Raw genomic sequence first — 20,133 nt, forward strand, 5'->3', positions numbered from 1 at the left:
CTGGACTTTGCCTTTTCCTTTGCGGAATACACCGCATAAGCGGTCTGTGTCGGCATATCCTTGATATTCTCTTTGACAGCGTTTGCCTTGTCTTTCACTTTATTTTTCGTATCTAAAACAGCACCGACTTTTGAACCTGCACGCTGTCCCATGCTGGAAGTGGTATTGCCCCGATTTTCTTTAGAAGCCGTATTTTTTCTTTCGGCTCTCTTGCCAGCAACGGCACTTCCAGCCACCGCACCAGCTACACCGCCCGAAATACCGCCAGCACTTACCGCCCTTGCAATACGGTGTTCCATACGCCTAGCCCGATGTCGCATAAACAGATACGGTCTGCGGAATATGCGTCGTCCCATGCTTTGACTGTCGCCAGCATTAAGTGAGAACATACTCATTAAGTCGCCCAGCTTCATGTAGATACCAGCGAAACATACTATCTGCAAGAACGCCACCATAAAGAATGGGTAGTCTGTGGAAATGTTGTAAAACATACTGGAAATACTAAATGCCACCGTTACAATGAGCGTTATTCCTGCCCGTGTCATTATGGTATTAAATACTCTCACGATTGCCTGCTTTGCCATGCTTTCATAGCTCGGTATCATGGAAAGTAAAAAACTGATAGGTAAAAACATTGCAAAGATAATAAAAAGTATCTGGCTGAACAACATCATGCCCGTAAGCAAGAATACAAATATCGTGATACCCAAGTTAAAGAACAAGAGGAAGAACACCATACCCAAACGGTTCACGACCTGCGGTATTGTCAGATTGTTATTGTCGTTGTCCTCGATTTCTGTTTTCACGACTTCCTCTCTGGTTTTCCCGTCCTCGTCCTCTGGACTTGCCGATACGAGAGCTTCTACACGGTCTGTCCCGATTTCTTCTGCGTTGCTGTTCCCAAATTGAAGCAAGAGCCACGGCTGTTCCACTTGAATAGAAAATAGGCTGTCCCGTATCAAGTCCACGCTGTCCTTACCCTCGCTGTCGGAGTTAGGGAGCATGATTTTTGTTCCCAAATCCAAAGAAGCGGTACTGATGTCTGATGAAAATTCATTTATCTTCTTGATATAGTCGGGAGCATAAGCAATAAATGAAGCGGACAGCACGAACACCACCACAAAGTTGATAACAGCGTGAAGTGCTTTGCTGGTTTCCCGTTTTATCAGTCCCGTATAAGCAACGTACATTCCCACCACTAAGATAATGAGAAGCAGGAAACCAACATAGAAGCCCGTAGAAGAAAAGCCGTTCTCGGTAACGCCTGCAAGGGTCTGTATGCTTTTTCCGATACTGTCTGCCATATCATTGATGAAGTCCAGCTTATAGGCTTCCTGCACCACATAGCCCGTTGCATTACTCAAATACAAACTGATAGTCCAGACAAAGTTGGTAATGCAGTACAGCCCGTATTGTACCGATTTTCCGATACCGTCGAGCCAGTTCCACGGAAGCCACGACCAGCTATTATCGACGAAAAAATCAAGCTGGTAGTTGGAAAGGGGATATTTTGAATAAAGATTTTCTGCGTTTATGGTATCGTCTACAAGCCCCGTCGCATGAGCCACCGTCCCCAAAAGTGAAAGCAGGATAAGGGAGAGTGCCACCACGAACAGAGCCATTTTGAGAAAGTGGAAAATCTTCTTTTTTGTGAACACACCTTTTATCCTTTCTTTCATCACTCCACCTCATTTCTCTGTACGGGCGGTCTGGTATCAAAGGCGTGTAGCAGTTCTTCAAAGACTGGGTGTATCTGCACCACACCGACACGCCCGTATAAGTCCTGCAATAAGCATTGTCCGTTCTCCAAATCACGCAAGCGTTTCTGGTTGTTCTCATCGTCCTTGTCGATACCGAAAAACTCTAAGGTCTGCTTTATCTCGTTTATATCCGTGCTTCTAAATGCAAACTTTAAGCCGATATTGTTTTTCAGACTTTCCTTTGACACGTCATAGGCAGACTGGGTAACGAAATAAACGCCTGCCTGCATAGCTCGCCCAGCACGAACCAGCTTATTTGATAAGGTTTCTCCTTGTGCCACATTTAAGAACGCCCACGCTTCGTCTAAATCGACAATCTTAAAAATGCTTCTGTCCGAATGGATAAAATCAAGGGCAAAGGTACTAATCACAATCAGCATAGACACAGACAACAATTCAATGGTCGTGTATTCTTCAAAAGTGGTATCTTTATCTGGCAGTACAAGGTCGGCTACTTGAATGATATTGAGCTGATTATCCAGACTGATAGCATTTTCTACCGTACCGTCTGAAAACAGCAGGTGTGCAAAGTCGTAGTCCGTGAAGCTGTCGATATGGTCTGCGATATTTCTTGATATGGGCGTATCTTCACGGCGTAGCTCGTCTATCACATGGAGCAAGCCCCGACTGTCGCTCTGGGTAACGGAGCGTACTGCCTTACGAAGTACGGGGAATTTTTCGCCGTCCCTTGAAGAAATACCCGTAAGGAATGTTAAGATGTCGATTGCCAGACTTTCAGCGTCTTTTACATTCTTCATAATCACAAACGGGTCAAGAAGCCCTGCATTGTCCTTATCGCTGGTAAGATTTACGATATTGATTTCATGTGCAATCTCTGGGAGCGTTTCTTTCCAGTTACCACGCTCACTTTTAGGGTCTAACAGAAGTGCTTGACCGCCAAACAGCACCGCATAATATACCAGAAGATTGTTACAGAACGATTTCCCACCGCCAAGCGAACCGACAAAAGCAGACGCTAAAGCGTTGGTAACTGTACCTTTTACACCTTGACTGGCAAGGGACGGTTGCAGGTACACATTTCTTCCCGTATCAACAGAATAGCCCATATAGATACCCGTAGTTTCTCCTAACTGCTGTGTCGCACCAAAGCCAAGCCCAGCTAAAAAATCTGATTTTACATACTGCACATAGTCATTGATATATCGCTTGCTGGCTGGTAAAAATTCAGAATGAAGCCCCAGCATATCCCCAGCAGGACGCACCAGCTTTACATTGAGGTCGTCGTAAAAGTCCTTGACTTCATCACAACGGCGTTTCAGCTCGTCAAGATCGGGTGCAGACACCCGTATGACGTAGCTTAACTTATACATACTTTCTTTTGTCTGGTCTAAATCAGTTTCCAGCTCGTCCACGCTGTCTAAAGCGTCCACCACATTTGAGCTGGTTTCACTTCCTGCTTGATAGGCGTGATTATCAAGGTCTTTCAGTTCCTTTTTCTTGTTGCGGACGGTCGTTAATGCTTTCCGATTTTCCACGATTTCTACATTCATGCTCGTATCAACGGGGAATGTGAATTGCTGTTGCTGGAAATAGAAGATTTCAGACGACGGAAAATCAAGCTCTCCTACAATCGCATTGACGGTAAAATAGGACACATAGCTTTCCTTGTCCTCATGTTCCAATCGTAAATACCGCTGGCTTTCCTCAATCACACACCTTGTCGGACGGATAAGGTCGTAGTATTTTATCAGCGTCTCTTTGTTCAATTTTTTCTTTGGTAGCTGGTACTCATAATCTTCATAAGCGATACCGTCCCTGCCGTAAAGATGTTCCATGAGATACCCAAAATCATGGATTTCCAAGCGACGCACCTTAAAGCGACGGGAGATTTTATTTTCCAGTAACTTTTCCATTTTTATGTAACGGTTGATTTCATCATTCGGCATGGAAACAAAATCATTCATCAGCGTGTGGTTCACTTCATGGAGAAATTCTGTGAACGTCAGCCACACCGATTTTTTGATGTTCTTCAGATTGAGCTGTTCTTCCGTAACCATGAGCTTAAAGCCAAGAAAAAAGCGGTAGTCCACTTGATTGTCCCCAATCATAGATACTAACGCTTCGGTCTGTTCGTCTATCTTCTGGCAGGCAACTTCCTTTAATTTTCCAGTTACCAGCTTCTTTGACTGTTCCTGCATACTGCGGATTGAGCTTTCTGTGGCAATCTGCAACGCATGAATTTTACCCTCACGGGACTGTGCGATAAGCTGTCGGAAACTGTCATGCACGATAAATTTCTGCTCTGCGGATAGAAAAGAATAGTTGTATGGTATCAGCTCATAGTAGGCGAACACCTCATTGTCCTTGTTCCAGACAAGGTTATTGTCAATATATTTTATCGGGAACATAGTTCACACTCCTTACTGCCGTGATTGTTTCATTCAATATCTGCTTATGCAGTTTTACGGCTTTTCCTGCATAAGTGATTTTTGGTCGCAGGGCATAGGTTATCTGTGATTTCAAAAAGCTGTACGGCTTCTTTCCGTCAAAGGTTTTCTGCGACATGAACCAAGTGAGAGCAACGGGAATACCAAAGTATTTGAGAAATGCTCCCTCAATCATGGAAAGTGGGGGAATATCCCCAAACAGAATGATGATAAATTCCGTAATCACAAACCATGTAATCTGTGTAAAAGTAACGGGAAAGGGTAAGTTAAAGTCATTGATTGCATACAAGACTTTTTCCACGTTCCAGATACCCGTGTAGCTTTTAATCTTTTTCAAGTTCTTTCAGCTCCTTTCAAAATAGAAAAGGACAGCCATTTTCAGACTGTCCCTTAAAGAGAAATACGCTGTCAGTAGCAACAATGCTTGTCGCTGATCTTCCAGCGTTAATATGGTATCTCGCACATACCTCGGCTTGTTTCAATAAAGCAACCGCCCATATCCAAATCTCGCCCGTAGGCTTCATAGTCAATGTAATTCTGTAAGCTGGGTGGAATGTCCCCAAGTGCCTGCAATTCGTCTATGTAGTAGTAGGCAACATCTGTCATGGTTTCACAGTCGGGATAATAGTAAATATCGTCCTTATGTTCCACGACTTCTTCCAGCGTCCCATAGTGGCTGATAAATTCGTCCAGACACTCTACAATATAGTCGGGAAGTTCCTCTATCATTTCATACATCTCATTGAGTTCTTCAATGGAAACATACTCGCCAATCGCAATGGGAAAGTTGTCGGTATCATGGATAGCGTATTCCTCATACTGTTCATTCAAGCCGATTTTTTCTTTCACATCTTCCTCGTCAATGGGGAACGTGAACCAAGCACCGACTAAATAGCCCTCATTGTATTTGCCAAGATTAGCAATATAAACCGCCATATCATCAATCATAAGCACCACCTCATTTCCTACTCTGGCAGTTCAAAGATACCGTGTTCTGTTACTAAAAATTTCCCGTGTTCCTGCAAGTGAGAAGCGTAGGCTTCAAAGTCAAAGTAGTATTCTTGACAGTCCTCGGATAAATGCTTGAACATCGGGTCGTTCATCAGCTTTTGCCTTGCAACATCTATCATGCTTTTACAGTCGGGATAAACAATAATCACGTTCCTGCAAATATAAAGTGCTTCTAAATTTTCAAACACCGTAAGTAGTGATACATATTCTTCCTGCATATCACTTGAAAGCTGGCGGTACATAAAATCTAATTCGTTGAGCTGGTACACGCTGGTGTGTTCGTGGACTTCATCAGCATAAGGCAACACCTTTTCGATAATACGATAATCCCCACTTTCTGCACCGATACCTAACTTTTCTTCAAACTCGGCAACATCTATCGGCAGGTCGAACCAGTATGATATTGTTTCTTCGCCAGTTGTTCCTCTCGTTTCCACCAGCACCCTTGTTTCCTGCATTGTTCCTCACGTCCTTTCTGTTGCTTCATCACATCTTTTAAGCTCTGGTACGACATACCAAACACATACTTTGAAAAATCTTCTAACTGTTTTATATCATAATTCGTAAGCGGTAATCGCTTCATTTCATGCCACACTTTACGCTTGTAAGAGGGCAGGTTAGAAATATAATCACAGCCGACGTTTGCCTGCATATCCTTAAAAATATCGCTCATTTCATCACTCCAATCTGATTTTAGGTAAGAAAAAAGCAGTCAATCCTAAGACTAACTGCTTTATGTATATGGATATAATTTGATTAAGTTTTAAAACCAGTTTGTTTTTTCATCTCTAAATTGAGGGTTATCGCTGTGTTGATATGGATTATAGTTATTCAGATTGCAACCATATTCTTTTAATGATTTGATTTTGTTATCTTCTGTCCATTCAATTAAGGAAATACCGTCAAATTCTTCAACGCTTCCCGTATTCATTTCATTTTTAAAATACCATTCTACGACAGTTTGATTTTCTTTATGAAAGAACTGTTTAATATCCCAAATAATGACTTTACCACGAGTATTCCATTCATTAAACCAATGTTTTACTGTTTTAAGATTTTCATATTTAGGACACCAGCTTTCCGTATAAACAACATCTTCTGTAAAAATTTTATCTATTCCTAAGTCTTGCTGTTTCAACCACATATCAAACCATAAACGAATAATTTTTTCTCTCTCATTCAAAATAGAACACCTCGATTACTTCTTTTTTCACATTATAGCACCCATACATCAGCCCCACAATAAAATTTTATGCACCGATAATCTTATTGAACAGCTCTAACAGTACATCTTTCACACCGCCAGCATTGAATACCAAGCCGACAGCAATCAAGGCAACTACCAAGAAACCGATAAGTTTTGAAAACTCACGCTTGAACCCTAAGTAGATACCGATAACCACAATCGACATAAGCACTAAGCTCTGTGCGTTGCTTAAAAACCATTGATACAAATTTTGCCCGAAATTCATGTTATTTGTCCTCGCTTTCTTTTAATTTCTTCATTTCATAGTCAGCTCCTTTGCCAACACTTAAAATACACATCAAGGCTACGCCGATACCCGTTCCAACAGATACCAGCAGGAAGTCTTTCAATAATTCCCACATTTTTTCATCACTCCTAACTTTCTACTAAATCTTTTGCAGGGGTCGTCTGCTGTTTGATTATCATTTCATGCTTTTCTGTGAGCTTTGCCTGCTGTTCGATAGTTTTCATGTAGTCTGTTCCGTTTCCCTTATCAATCCTTTTCAGCATTTTCAAGGTCGGTGCTACCTGCCGTTGTACCCACCGCAATGTACGGTCTAAGGTGTAAGGCTCTGGCTTTGTCGTCAGCTTCAAGCTCTGTCTGTTATCGCCGATAAACCACGCCCAGCGGTCATTGAGTTTCCAGTCATTTTTTCGCTTGTCTGCTTCTTCATCAACAAACCGCACATACTGGTTGATGATAGAAAAGGCAGTCTGCTCTGCGTCATAATAGGTCAGCAAATCTCGTACTGCATAATAGGCACGTTCATTTCTAAGCCGTATCTCAAAACGGTTGATAATGTCGGCTTCTTCCAGCGGTGTCCCTAACTTGACGTACTGCTCATAGTCCTTTTCATAGATACAGAAATACACATCTGATTTTAGCGAACCAAGATAAAGGGTGCGTCCCATATATTCTCTGTCGTCCTCTCTATGCTTGATAAGCTCGCCCGACTGATAAAACTTATAACTTCTGGACTTTCCGATATATTCCCGTTTCCTGCATTTTTCCGCAAGCTCTGGAATATCCAAAATACCCGTATGGTCGTTGATAGCAAGGTCGATACGCTTCATCACGCCACCGTCTATGAGTGCGTCCATGAGAAAGTCATACCAACTTCTTTGTTGTGCCAGCAGGTAACTTTCAAACTGTCGGCAACCACGCCCCTTTAACTCTAAAAGGACACCTTTTTCTTCGTCAGCCGACGTATAGATAAAGATGTCCCCTAAAGAATAATGCTCCGTATAACTGTAATGTCCGTAATCTTCATGGAGCATATAATTGATATTCAGTTTTAATATATCTTTGATGATGTGCTGTATATCCAGCGTGGGAAAACGAATTTTCACATAATCAAACAGCATGGTAAGCGGTACTTCTGGATTGAACCTTGCCAGTTCCTTATGCAGAGTTTCCAGAAGTTCCTTTGACGGCTTCATTTTTCCACTTTCTATCTTGTTGAAATATTCCCTTGTGATACCAGAAGCCACCGCCAGCCTGCCTTGTGAGATACCGTAAGCAATCCGTTTCTCCCGTAATTCTTTTATCCGTTGTTCTTCATTCAGAACCATACCCCCAATCTGTAAAGTGTGAAGTTTTTTAAGGCGACTTCACAGCCGATTTTTGCTAGAAAACCATGCCAGAAGCCTTATGTTTCCTATGTTTTTTGTCTATTGTCTATTTGCAAACGTACCCCTCTGTTAGATACCGAGGGGTTTTACCTGCTGGCGTGGCTGACGCCACACCAGCAACGGCTAGTCCGTGCCGTCGCCTTTCGCTTCGCACGTCGCCGTCCCGTCCTGCCTTGCTTGTGCAAGAGAGCTGATAGTCTGTAAAAAATCATGTCCTTTTGGGACTAAAGGCGTGTAAAACTCACTTATGACGCTTGTTCCCACATCACAATAGCCACGCCCCTTGATACGCTTCTGGAAAAACTGCTTTTTCACATCTGAACCACCCAGCATACCGTAACCTAATTCGCTGATACGCCCAAGTCCCACACGGAAATTGAAGTTATCTCTGATACCATCTGAAAAATACTTTGCGTCTGGACGCTGGCAGGCAACAATAAGGAAATAACCTGCTTGTCGCCCTAACATAACGATTTTCTTTAACTGGCTAAGTAAGCTCACGCTTTCTTTTGTCCCCAACATTTCAAAAAACGCTACATATTCATCAAAGATAAGAAAGCAGGGTGGAAGTCCCAGATAGGCGTAGTTTTCGCCCGTCTTATAGTTCGGGTGTTGCTTCATTTCCTCACTTCGCCGTACCATGCCCTCATAAAAGGCATTGACGCAATCAATCATTTCTTCTTTGGTGTGATAGACATTAGGCATGACTGTTCCCAAGTCTGCAAGGTCGCTGTTCTTTGGGTCTAAGATATAAAGGACAGCGTTGGTATGCAGTAAGGCTTCAATGAGCGTCAGCAGAAAATAAGTTTTACCGCCACCAGTCCCACCAGCAATCAAAGCGTGAGGGAGTGCGTCATATTCCCACACAAGATTTTTCATCAGCCTAAGACAGCCGTTTTCTGCCCATACTTCATCAATGGTAATGCGGTTTGCTATCATGTCATAAAGCAGGGTGTATTCAATATAGCCGTCATGTAAGGTCTTGTCGGTCAGCTCGCAATACAAGCCACTTTCCAATTTATCCTCTAACCGTAAAAGCTGGTCTTGATATTTTCCTAACGTGATTTCACAGCGGATATGGAGCAATCCCTTTTCCATTTGATAATAAATCTTTGGAAACCAGACGATTTTTTCCCTTGATCTGCTTTGCAGGTCAGTAAAAAAACCGCTGTCTTGTACGGTATCGGCTTCATACCACTTATTTTCCAGTATCATTCGTGCCAGCTTTTGACGGTGCAATAGCTTCTTGAAACTGTCGTAACAGAAGCGGTAATACAGAAAAGCGACCAATGCACAAACACCAGTCGCTATCAGCACAGTTATGAAGTTGTAAGGGGAAAGCGTCAAGCCGTTTTCTAACAAGCTGAAATGTTCCCAGTCGGTACGCATGAGCTGTTTGATGTTCAGTAGCAGAAGAACCGCCATGAATACAAACAGAAGCGTCCCTATGGAAAAGTGGTAGACAAGGTGCTTGTCGCTGGCTCTGATACGGTGTCCTTTGTTCCAAATCATACGCATAAATCAATCCTTTCTAGGTATGAAAAAAGCAGTCAATCCTAAGACTAACTGCTTAATCAACAATAAAGTGTAAATTTTATTGTTTCTTTTCTTCTTTTTTATCTTTTTTATTTTTTCTATCCCACCAAGTACCTGCTAATGAACAACTTCCGCCCATAACTATAAAGCCAATCATAATAAGCCAAAATTCCATGATTTCTCCTCCCTTTTAATTTGTTAAATGCTGGCAAATAAAAATTACAACAAAACATATAATAAGTGCGATTACACCTGCAATGAATGCAAATATGATTTTTTGATAATTTCTTTTTCCTATTTCTTGTTGTGTTTCATCATGCGTTAATTGCTTTCCGTCAATAAATGCCAAAATTTCTTTATAGGTTTGAATGTCATGGCTCTTTTTGAATTTTTCAATCTTACTTGCCGTATAGAGCGTTATTGCAAACAAGCATAACCAAATAATAATTCCTATATTTCCCTTAATACTAAATAAAGGATAGGCACTTATGGCTACGACTATCAATTCAATTAGGAAAACTACACTTATCACATTAAACTTTTTAATAGTTGCTTTTTCTACAATCTCCCTCATCTCCTTTATATCTTCTTTTATAAAATTATCTAAAGACACATTGAAGATATTAGATAAAGTAATTAAACTTTTAACATCTGGACAACTTTTATTTGTTTCCCAGTTAGAAATTGTTTGTCTTGAAACAAATATTTTAAGAGCCAGTTCTTCTTGAGAAATTTTTTGTTGTTCCCTAAATTTTTTGATTTGTAATCCAATATCCATCTTGAATCTTCTCCTTTATTGTATATGAATATAGCTATTTTGTCTGTCAAAAGCCTTTGACATTGCCATTTTCCCTTGTCAAAATAGTTTTACATGGCTTAAAACAGAACTTTTCAACTAATTATATCGGTTCTATATATAAGTTACAAGAAAAATATGGGCTCACATTTATTTTTTCATCTGTCCTTGCGGTACATGGTTCTGTGGATTGCCTGCGTTCTGATTGCCTTTATTCTTCAACACAATATCCTCTGCCTTTACATACCAGTCCACATCTGCACCCGTATAGGTTTTTCGTGATACCGTATCGGCTACTGGATTGACAAGCTCCACAACTGCATTGTACGGAAATTCCCTTACTGGTACTTCTGGCGGTACAGACACGGGGATAATTCCACCATGCAGACTGCACTTCAAATCATAGATACGCTTTTTAAGCTGGGTACTCGGTGTCCCGTCCTCATTCTGCAAGAATACATCACGCACTGCTGTAAATTTTAATTCTCCAAATGTTTTCTCTTTGTCAATAACAAAACCGTTTGATAATCTCATAATATTTTCACTCCTTTACTTTTCTTCAACTGCTACAATATCATCAGCAAGTAACACATAATCGGTATGTCCCATATCCCCAATTGCGTAACCTCTGCCGTATAATTTCGGATTGACAAGTTTTACTTTCTGTTCATACTTGAAATGCTTTTCGCCAGCCTGCACGGGAATTTCCACGACAACATTTTCGCCTTTCTGCACATCAGAATAAAGGTTGTAGCTTCGTCTGGCTAAGACCCTGCGGTTATTTTTATCTCTTTCAAAGATAGGCTCGCTTTCGCCTGCAAATTCAAGTGTTCCAAAAGACTGTGCCATATCTGGCACGACATATTTCATTTCCATATTGTTTTACCTCGTTTCTTTCTATATTTGATAAGTTTTTGATAGTGATTTCTTATTCTGGCGGTTAGGGAAGTACCAGCAAGTCCCCAGATAGTAAAGGGTAAAATAAATGCTTACGCACCCTTGACTATCCGTGTTCTTGCAGGTAAGTAGCAGACAAGCCAGAATAAGCGGAAGTCTGCCGACACGGTATCGGCGGAGAACGTGATTTTTCTTTTCTCATATCGTTACCGCCTTATGATTTCTTCATTTTACGGCGTTTGCAGAAGAAGATACCTGCCAGTCCAGCACCAGAAGTTAGTAATAATGCAAGCAGTCCGTAAAGGTTCGTGTTATCGCCCGTTTTTGGACTGTCTGTTTTATGCGGTGTATCTGGTGTCTGTGGTGTTTTGGGTTTCTCTGGTTCTTCTGGGACTTCGGGTTTTTCCTTAAAGGTAATCGTCTGTCCCTCGTTGTCAATGTCTTTATGCTCGGTAACTTTCTTCGGCTCGTCTGGATTGCTTAAATCGTACAATTCTTCAAAAGTTACAAGCTGTTTGCCGTCAAGAGAAGTAGCGTCAAAGGTAAAGGCAACTTCCGCTTTCATAGTTTCGCTGTCTGCGGTAAAGGTGTAATCACTTTCCACACGTTTTCCATTGATAAGAAGCTCTGCATTTTCTTCTTTCAACATCTGCCAGCCTACAAGTTTGTACTGTGTGCCGACTTCTAAGCCCTCTAAGGTTATGGTATCAATGATTGTTACCTCTTTTCCAGCTTCAAGCTCTTTGTTGCCGTCCTTATCGGTAGCAGTCGTATGAATTTTGATGATACGCTCTGTGATAAGTACCGTCTGTCCGTCGTCCTCAATGTCTTTATGTTCCGCAACTTTTACGGGTTCTTCTGGATTGCTCAAATCGTATAATTCCTCGAATGTTACCAGATTTTTACCGCCAAGCTCGGACGCATTGAATGTATAAGTAATTTCCACTTTCATAGCTTCATCATCAGCGATAAAGGTATAGTCATTTTCTACACGCTTTCCATTGATAAGAAGCTCGGTGTTTTCTTCCTTTAACATCTGCCAGCCTTTGAGCTGATATTTTGTGCCTTTTGTAAGTCCGTCTAATTTGACGGTATCAACGATTGTTACCTCTTTTCCTGCAAGGATTGTCTTTTCGCCGTCCTTACTGGTCGCTGTGGTATGGATAGAGATTTCTTTTTCGTATTCATCAGTCAAAGTACCTAAATCAATCACAAGGTTATTTCTTGATACCACGATTTCAAAAGGTGGGATAAGCTCAAAGCCTTTGTTACTATCGCAACGCATTTCTTCAATGATGTAGGTATCATAAGGCAACGCCCCTTTGCTGTCGTCTGGTTTAGAAGTTCCAAACCATACACCGTCCTCGCTGGTCTTTCCTGCGTTGGTATTATGCTTATGAGAAGCCCAGTCAGAAGAAGTGGAGAATTGCCCGTTATCATCAGTTACCACAACATGACTTTCGCCCGTTGTCTTGCTTGTGATCCTAAAGGGAACATCAGCAAGACGCTTGTGTGTGCCTGCTCCGATTTTTACGCCCTCAATATCTCCACGCTTAATCTGATTGTAGATAGAATGGGCTTCGTCGGTTAAATCAACGATTTTTCCATTCTCTGTGATTGCAAAATCAATCGGTTTTGCACCGTCTGTCAAATATCCGTTTGGAGCTTCACTCTCAACGATACGGAATTTTCCATAAGGTAAAAGGTCAGCAGACGTAGAAGCGACACCCTCAATGTCTGTATGGATTGTCTTTACCACTTCATTTTTCTTGTATAGCTTGCCCTCAACCAGTACCGCATTATCATTTAAGGAAATGATGTCAAAGGCAGTATCTTTCAAAGTGGCACTTCCTTGTGGTTTTGTATCGCCCGTTTCTAAATCTCGTTTCTGAATTTTCACACCGCCACGGATAACCTTGTCTGATACAGAAAACTGGTTACTTCCAGTCAATACGGCAAGGTCGCCGTCCTCGGTAATCTGTGTTACATATAAGCCCTTAATCTGTTCGGACTTATCGCCAGCCTGCATATATGCACCGTCCAGCAAGTAACCGTTTGGAGCTTTTGTTTCTTCTACGGTTAGTGTTCCAAGTGGAAGAACGGCTTTGCCGTCCTGCATATAGAAACTGTCGCCAGATACCTTGTATGCGTCCGCTAATTTTGTAACATAGTGGATTGTACCGTCGCTGTCTGTTTCGGCGATTGTCTTTGTAACCCATGTTCTTGTAGCTTCGGCAGGGAGATTGTCTTTATTGTAGAAGCCAGTATAATACTTCCATGTAAATTCCGCACCTGCTAAAGAAGCGTTCCCCTGCGGATTGTCTTTCTGTGTTTCCATATCAATCTTGAAGAGTTCAATCAAAGTGTCTGTTACCTTTGGTGTATCTGATACGTTCAAGGTCGCTGTCTTTCCAGCTTCAACCTTTAAGGAATATATATTTGTATCAACCTTATATCCTGCTGGTGCGGATAATTCCTTGATATAGACTGTGTCAGCCGTTACCTCTACGACATCTGTATTTCCGTTTTCATCAGTCGTAAGGGTGGCAAGCTGTTTCGTGCAGTCCTTATCAGCAAAGACACCGTATGTCGCACCAGCGATAGAGTAATTCCCGTTACCGTCTGTAATGCTGGTATTACTGGAAGTCTTTTGAAGTTTCGCATTTCCAACATTGAGTTTCGCCCAGAATTGTCCCAATTCCTGCCCCTCGCCAGAGTAGATATAACCGCCACATTCATAGCGTCCTTTATTCTCTTTGACAAAGGCTTTTGCACCAGCGAAAACTTCGTCCTGCGTTGCCTTTGGAATTTCATCATAAGAAGCTCGCACGTTATCGCATTGCCAGCCAAGATGTACGCTTAATCTCTGCCAGACAACAAGCTGTCTTAAAAGGTAGGCGTGGTTTTTGCTTATTCCGTTGTGGCTGTCTGTGTACTGTTTTACATATTCGATAGATAAGGCAACGTCGCTTATCTGGTCGGCACTCATACGGGTGCTTGCGTCAGCTCTGGTCTTGTAGCCATTCTTAAAGTCTGTGTTAATGTCGATACAGTAAGCGTCCTCGCCCTCAACGGTCAAATGTCCCTCATTAAAGGTAGAACCAATCGAACCGTCATTCATTACTTTTTCAACGATACCGACACGCTCTTTTGACTCCGTCCAGTATTGCTTACTTTCTGCATGAACGGGTGTAGTCGGCAAAGCAGTAACGACAGTTGCAAGAGCTAAGAAGCCCGTACACAATCGTTTTAACATCTTTTTCATAAATCTAATGCTCCTTTCATTTTTGGTAATAAAATAACCGTCCATAATGAACGGCTGAAAATAGAAAAGGAACGTCATTTTAGGCGTTCCATAGTCTATGAGTTATTCAATTTTTCTTGTTTCAATACTGATGTGCTGTACCATATCTTTGCATATCTAGGAAAACTTGCGTATCAAGGCTCATTCAATGGTAGTAAATAAGTAGTAAATTGATGTGTTTGTTTCCTTGAAAATGCTGATAGATACTGTGTTTTAGCGGATAATCAGATTTTTATTGTGTTTTTATACGAAAAACTGAGAAAATTTGAAGGAAAAACTGCCTAGAAAAAAATGCGGCTGAAAAAATCCAAACAAGGATTTTTTGCGGCCAAAAACAGAAAGTATTTATCAAAATAAAAATATCCTGAACAAGTTGCAGAGTCAGAAAGCTCTGTAACTGTCAGGATATTTTGTTTGGTACTGTCAGCTCTAAAAAACGTTATTTACCGACAGCTCCATTTGTTTTTATGATTAATCCAAAAAAGTGCCGCTCCATCATCGTTTTGATGACTTCGCGGCACTTTTATATACTCTACTATAAATAATTTCTTCCACTTCTAATTATCTCCCACACCCGGTATCCCACGCTTCCATAGTAATAACTCATCGGAGCATCTCCCGGAAAATACCTTACCATTCGGTACACATAATATAGAATCAGTCCTACGCACAGAAGAATCACCCATTTCCCAAGACTCTTCGTTTCTTTTCTCTGTATGTATCTCCGCACGCCAAACCATCCCACCAGAATAATCACACCATAAATAAACGGATGCATTTTCCATGCCCCGGCAAAGTCCCCTCGTAGCACCATAAACATCGCTCTTGTAAGCCCGCATCCCGGACAAGGAAATCCCGTCATGATCACCATTGGACACAGACTGTATAAAAACTTTCTTCCTATAACAAAATAAATTGCAAATACAAGAATCGCAATGCGGATATTCCATAAGTCCTGTAAAAGCATCTTTATTCCTGCTATTAATCTATTTTTCACAAAAGTGTTCCCAACTTTCTTATTGAGGTGCATCTTTTTTCAAAATATCCTGCACATAATCAATCGGTCTTTTTACTGCTTCCGAAATCATTTCATCTGTGCATTTCATTTCATGTAAACTCCAGATAAATTTAACCGTTGTCTCCTCCTGTCCTATCTCTCGCCCTTCTATTCTACCTTCTTCTCTTCCCTCTTTTCTTCCTTCTTCTCTCCCTCTTCTAACTAATATATCACTAAACCCTGTCATCGTCATAGCCACATCCTCCTTAAATTCATCTTCCCATTCAATATGTGAATATGTCTCTATTTCTTCTATATTTCCCACAAATATCTGATTAAGATAATCAAATATCCCTGCATCTTCGCCCCGTATCCGATATTCATCCGTCTCCGAAACCGGTGCGTCACTGACAACCTCATCCGATGTAATCGATGCAAGGTCCAGACAATTCAGGATCTCTTCCTGCGAACACCCTTCAAATTCCGGAATCACCATCTCCATAATCGGCACAATGATCTCTTTGCTCTTAAAGAGTTTCTTCACGCCCTTGTCATACTCTGCGCCAATATTTACAGATGATGCAATGTCGTATTTTGTCTCTATTTTCATTTCTATTTTGGATGATTTTCCACCTAACCGTCAACCAATAAATTTTTTTCTTCTCCATTTTTTCTATTATAACATACCCCACGATATTCTAAAAATTAAATTTTCCTAACTTTCTCTTTCCATCCTTTCATCCTTCCACAGTCGAATGAACTCAATAAAAAAAAGAATCCGGATGCATTTGCAGAAGCCTAAGAAAAACTTGTTCTTAGCCTCCGAAACAGCATCCGGATCCTTTTTTTCATTATTTATTTACTTAATGATCTTCTTCGGACATTTCTCCGCACATTTTCCACAGTTTGTACATTTTTCCGGATCAATGTGTGCGATATTATCTACTACATGTACTGCATCAGATTCACATACTTTTTCACACATCTTACATCCGATACATCCTACGGAACATACGCTCATAACGTCTTTTCCTTTATCTTTTGAGCTGCACTGTACAAGATGCTTCTGTTCATAAGGTACAAGCTCGATCAGATGTTTTGGACAGGTGGCGATACATTTACCACAGGCTTTACATGCTTCTTTGTCAACTACTGCAATTCCGTCTACGATATGGATCGCATCGAACGGACATGCCTTTACGCAGCTTCCGAAACCAAGACATCCGAAAGAACATCCTTTTGGTCCGCCATTCTGCATCATGGCTGCCATCTGGCAATCTGTAATTCCTGTATAATCATATGCCTGTTTTGCTTTTTCGCAGGTTCCTGCACATTTTACAAATGCAACTTCGTGTACGCTTTCACCGGCTTCTTCGCCCATGATCGCTGCGATCTTTGCTGCTACCGGAGCACCGCCGACCGGGCACTGTCCGACCGGAGCTTCTCCTTTTGCGATAGCTGCTGCAAGACCGGAACATCCGGCATATCCACATCCACCACAGTTGTTACCCGGAAGTTCTGCGAGAATCGCTTCTTCTTTTTCATCTACTTCAACTGCAAATTTCTTACCTGCAATTCCAAGGAAGACACCGATGAATACGCCGGTACCGCCTACGATAAGTGCAGCAATCAATACTCCTGTTATACTCATAACACGGTCCTCCTTCTGTTAAATGATTCCTGAGAATCCAAAGAACGCGATGGACATCAGTGCTGCTGTAAGCAGTACGATCGGAGTTCCCTGGAAAGACTCACTGATATCGTTGTATTCGATCTTCTCACGGATACCAGCCATGATCACGATCGCGATCGTGAATCCGACTGCTGTAGAGAATCCGTATACAACACCTTCAAGAATGTTATATCCTTTTGTTACACAGTTCAGTGATACACCAAGTACTGCACAGTTTGTTGTGATCAACGGGAGATATACACCAAGTGCATTATAAAGCGGAGGCATAACCTTCTTGAGGAACATTTCTACAAACTGAACGAGTGCTGCGATAACCAGGATAAATACGATGGTCTGCAGATACTCAAATCCTGCCGGATGTAAGATGAACTGGTAGATTGCACCGGTAATAAAGGATGCAATCGTGATAACGAAAACAACTGCGCCGCCCATGCCGGCTGCTGTCTCAATTTTCTTAGAAACACCAAGGAAAGGACAGATACCGAGGAACTGGCTGAGTACGACGTTGTTAACAAGCGCCGAACCAACTGCTATAATAAGTAATTCTTTCATCTCTTATCTCCCTCCTATTCCTTTTCCTGACCTGTCGGGAACACGTGTCCGTCGCATCCGCCGCATGAAGCACATCCGCCTTCACAGCATCCCTGCGCTTTGACAACTTTCTTTCCTTTTGCTTCCAGTTTCTTCATGATCTTGTTACGTGCCGCAACAAGGAATGCAAGGACAAGGAATGCACCAGGAGCAAGGATGAAAATAGTAACAGGTTCGTAGATATCAGGCATAACCTGAAATCCGAATAATTTTCCGGAACCAATCAGCTCTCTGACGATACCGATGCAGGTAAGACCAAGTGTGAATCCAAGTCCCATACCAATACCATCAAATACAGATGGAAGGACCGGGTTCTTTGATGCATATGCTTCTGCACGTCCGAGGATGATACAGTTAACTACGATCAGAGGAATATATACACCAAGTGATGCATAAAGACTAGGTACAAAACCTTCCAGAAGGAACTGTACCACGGTAACAAGTGTTGCTACGACTACGATAAATGCCGGCATACGAACCGAATCCGGAATAATCTTACGCAGCATGGAAATCAAAAGGTTTGAGAAAATCAGTACCACTGTGGTAGAAAGTCCCATACCAATACCGTTGATTGCGGATGTTGTAACCGCCAGTGTCGGACACATACCAAGCATCATAACAAAGGTCGGGTTTTCTTTTACAAGACCGTTATAAAGTCTTTCTGTACATTTATTCATTTCCACTACCTCCTAACGCTGTCTGGTAATATCCAAGTGCTGTGTTGACAGCTCCTGTGACTGCACGGGAAGTGATGGTTGCACCACTCAAAGCATCGATCGGCTGTCCGTCTCCGCCGTCTTTGGATACATAGAATTTTTCAGCCTGCTGTCCTGCAAACTGATTGTAAAAGCTTGGTTCTTTCGCACGCATACCAAGACCTGCTGTCTCGCTGATGGAAAGGAAAGAAATGCCATTTACCGTACCGTCACTCATGATACCGACTGTAATCTGGATATCTCCGCCGTAACCATCTTTGTCGGTTACTGTTATAACATAACCAGCTTCGCTTCCATCCATAACAGCAGAATAGACTTCATCTACTGTTGCATTCGTTCCCATCTTTTTGATTGCTTCTTTGGCAGCTTTCTGATCTACGTCCATTGCCTCAAAGGAATCTGCTTCCGGATAAACGGCCTGACACGCTTCCTGTTTCTGCTTTGCCTGTGTCTGTGCGATTGGACCTTTTGTTACTTCGTAAGCAGCTCCAAGTACCAGACCGGATACAACGGTGATTGCTGCAAGGATCAGTGTATTTTTGATAATCTTATTCATTATTTTTCTCCTCCTTTACCGAAAGGCTTTGGAAGAGTAACTCTCTCGATCAGCGGTACAAGAAGGTTACTGAAGATGATCGCATAAGATACACCTTCTGCTGAACCACCGAACAGACGGAACAGACCAGTCAGACATCCAAGAAGGATACCATATACGATCTGCCCTTTTTTGGTGATCGGGGAAGTTACATAATCGGTTGCCATAAACCATGCTCCAAGCATCAGACCACCACCGCAGAGTTCTGCTGTCATGTACTGAACATTGAAGAATCCAATTCCATCTACAAATCCACCGAAGATTCCGATGAAAAGCGCAAATGTCACAATATATGTACCCGGGATACGAAGATCAATGATTCCTTTGAGGATCAGGATGATCGCTCCGATCACGATTGCGATAACGGATGTCTCACCGATGGTTCCGGCAATATTTCCGATCAGCATGTCCATGCTGTTCACACCGTCAAGTGCTGCATTTCCTGCTTCGATATTAGCACGGATCGTTGCCAGTGGTGTTGCACCAGATACGCCGTCATATACGAAGCTTGTCATTCTTCCTGTGAAGGAAATAAGAAGGAAACATCTTGCTCCAAGTGCAGGGTTCATGAAGTTCTGTCCCAATCCGCCAAAGAGCTGCTTTACAACCAGGATCGCGAATACACTTCCGATGATTCCCATCCAGATCGGGGCTGTCGGCGGAAGGTTGAGTGCAAGCAGAAGTCCTGTAACTGCGGCACTGAAATCCTTGATCGTAATCTTTTTATGCATCAGTTTTTCGTAAATGTACTCCGTAAGAACTGCTGCTGCTGTTGTCACAATAACAAGCAGCCATGCATGTGTGTCACGGAAGTTGTAAATTCCAAAGAAAGTTGCCGGTAACAGAGCGATGATAACCCACAGCATGATATTGCCGGTTGTCTCTTTAGAACGGATATGTGGTGAAGATGATACTTTTAACTGTTCACTCACTTTTGTTCACCTCTTCCTC

At 42.0% G+C, this 20,133-nt stretch carries 22 protein-coding genes; all 22 read right to left on the reverse strand.

Annotated elements, in window-relative coordinates:
• Positions 1-1,679: CD3337/EF1877 family mobilome membrane protein (locus PGY05_RS12025; protein WP_270475988.1), on the reverse strand; the 1,679-nt coding region annotated here is incomplete at its 3' end.
• Positions 1,679-4,129 (reverse strand): ATP-binding protein, encoded by a 2,451-nt coding sequence (locus tag PGY05_RS12030; RefSeq protein WP_003060327.1) that lies wholly within the window; start codon positions 4,127-4,129, stop codon positions 1,679-1,681. The genes PGY05_RS12025 and PGY05_RS12030, both read right to left, overlap by 1 nt.
• Positions 4,107-4,505 carry a conjugal transfer protein gene (locus PGY05_RS12035; protein WP_003061368.1) on the reverse strand — a complete coding sequence of 133 codons (399 nt, stop codon included), beginning with the start codon at positions 4,503-4,505 and terminating at the stop codon, positions 4,107-4,109. Before PGY05_RS12035 ends, PGY05_RS12030 begins: the two co-directional genes overlap by 23 nt.
• 107 nt (positions 4,506-4,612) lie before the next feature.
• Positions 4,613-5,116, reverse strand: a complete 504-nt coding sequence (locus tag PGY05_RS12040; RefSeq protein ID WP_002323345.1) for an antirestriction protein ArdA — start codon at positions 5,114-5,116, stop codon at positions 4,613-4,615.
• A gap of 17 nt (positions 5,117-5,133) precedes the next feature.
• Positions 5,134-5,637, reverse strand: coding sequence for an antirestriction protein ArdA (locus tag PGY05_RS12045; protein WP_003062492.1), 504 nt, complete (start codon positions 5,635-5,637; stop codon positions 5,134-5,136).
• Complete coding sequence (locus tag PGY05_RS12050; protein ID WP_008687105.1) at positions 5,556-5,852, reverse strand: hypothetical protein; 297 nt, start codon at positions 5,850-5,852, stop codon at positions 5,556-5,558. The genes PGY05_RS12045 and PGY05_RS12050 overlap by 82 nt, the downstream gene beginning before the upstream one ends.
• Positions 5,853-5,942: 90 nt before the next feature.
• Entirely contained in the window at positions 5,943-6,362 is a 420-nt protein-coding gene (locus tag PGY05_RS12055; RefSeq protein WP_003060053.1) for a nuclear transport factor 2 family protein, read from the reverse strand.
• Between the two features lie 67 nt (positions 6,363-6,429).
• A complete protein-coding gene (locus PGY05_RS12060; protein ID WP_003060793.1) occupies positions 6,430-6,651 on the reverse strand; it encodes a hypothetical protein in 222 nt (73 codons plus the stop codon).
• Between the two features lies 1 nt (position 6,652).
• Entirely contained in the window at positions 6,653-6,787 is a 135-nt protein-coding gene (locus tag PGY05_RS12065; protein ID WP_003061156.1) for a DUF3789 domain-containing protein, read from the reverse strand.
• Between the two features lie 13 nt (positions 6,788-6,800).
• A complete protein-coding gene (mobT, locus tag PGY05_RS12070) occupies positions 6,801-7,997 on the reverse strand; it encodes a MobT family relaxase (RefSeq protein ID WP_003062030.1) in 1,197 nt (398 codons plus the stop codon).
• Positions 7,998-8,180: 183 nt separating this feature from the next.
• Positions 8,181-9,575 (reverse strand): FtsK/SpoIIIE domain-containing protein, encoded by a 1,395-nt coding sequence (locus tag PGY05_RS12075; RefSeq protein WP_270475989.1) that lies wholly within the window; start codon positions 9,573-9,575, stop codon positions 8,181-8,183.
• A 208-nt stretch (positions 9,576-9,783) separates the two neighbouring features.
• Positions 9,784-10,371, reverse strand: a complete 588-nt coding sequence (locus PGY05_RS12080) for a helix-turn-helix domain-containing protein (RefSeq protein WP_003061262.1) — start codon at positions 10,369-10,371, stop codon at positions 9,784-9,786.
• A gap of 168 nt (positions 10,372-10,539) precedes the next feature.
• The gene (locus tag PGY05_RS12085; RefSeq protein ID WP_003062614.1) at positions 10,540-10,923 is read right to left on the reverse strand and encodes a YdcP family protein; all 384 of its coding nucleotides are present in this window, start codon (positions 10,921-10,923) and stop codon (positions 10,540-10,542) included.
• A gap of 15 nt (positions 10,924-10,938) precedes the next feature.
• On the reverse strand, positions 10,939-11,265 hold the full coding sequence (locus tag PGY05_RS12090) for a YdcP family protein (RefSeq protein WP_003059926.1): 327 nt from the start codon (positions 11,263-11,265) through the stop codon (positions 10,939-10,941).
• Between the two features lie 235 nt (positions 11,266-11,500).
• Complete coding sequence (locus PGY05_RS12095) at positions 11,501-14,551, reverse strand: SrtB-anchored collagen-binding adhesin (protein ID WP_003060618.1); 3,051 nt, start codon at positions 14,549-14,551, stop codon at positions 11,501-11,503.
• 574 nt (positions 14,552-15,125) lie between these two features.
• A complete protein-coding gene (locus PGY05_RS12100) occupies positions 15,126-15,587 on the reverse strand; it encodes a DUF2752 domain-containing protein (protein WP_270475990.1) in 462 nt (153 codons plus the stop codon).
• Positions 15,588-15,606: 19 nt separating this feature from the next.
• Positions 15,607-16,197, reverse strand: a complete 591-nt coding sequence (locus PGY05_RS12105; protein WP_270475991.1) for a hypothetical protein — start codon at positions 16,195-16,197, stop codon at positions 15,607-15,609.
• Between the two features lie 249 nt (positions 16,198-16,446).
• The gene (locus PGY05_RS12110) at positions 16,447-17,238 is read right to left on the reverse strand and encodes an RnfABCDGE type electron transport complex subunit B (protein WP_008375116.1); all 792 of its coding nucleotides are present in this window, start codon (positions 17,236-17,238) and stop codon (positions 16,447-16,449) included.
• A gap of 18 nt (positions 17,239-17,256) precedes the next feature.
• The gene (locus PGY05_RS12115) at positions 17,257-17,832 is read right to left on the reverse strand and encodes an electron transport complex protein RnfA (RefSeq protein ID WP_055155598.1); all 576 of its coding nucleotides are present in this window, start codon (positions 17,830-17,832) and stop codon (positions 17,257-17,259) included.
• A 14-nt stretch (positions 17,833-17,846) separates the two neighbouring features.
• Positions 17,847-18,548, reverse strand: coding sequence for an electron transport complex subunit RsxE (gene rsxE / locus PGY05_RS12120; protein ID WP_022220472.1), 702 nt, complete (start codon positions 18,546-18,548; stop codon positions 17,847-17,849).
• The gene (locus PGY05_RS12125; RefSeq protein WP_022220471.1) at positions 18,541-19,143 is read right to left on the reverse strand and encodes an RnfABCDGE type electron transport complex subunit G; all 603 of its coding nucleotides are present in this window, start codon (positions 19,141-19,143) and stop codon (positions 18,541-18,543) included. The genes rsxE and PGY05_RS12125 overlap by 8 nt, the downstream gene beginning before the upstream one ends.
• Entirely contained in the window at positions 19,143-20,114 is a 972-nt protein-coding gene (locus PGY05_RS12130; RefSeq protein ID WP_022220470.1) for an RnfABCDGE type electron transport complex subunit D, read from the reverse strand. The genes PGY05_RS12125 and PGY05_RS12130 overlap by 1 nt, the downstream gene beginning before the upstream one ends.
• Positions 20,115-20,133: the final 19 nt, after the last annotated feature.

It is taken from the genome of Coprococcus sp. AF51-11b1, assembly GCF_027682785.1.
Lineage (GTDB): Bacteria > Bacillota > Clostridia > Lachnospirales > Lachnospiraceae > Allocoprococcus > Allocoprococcus comes.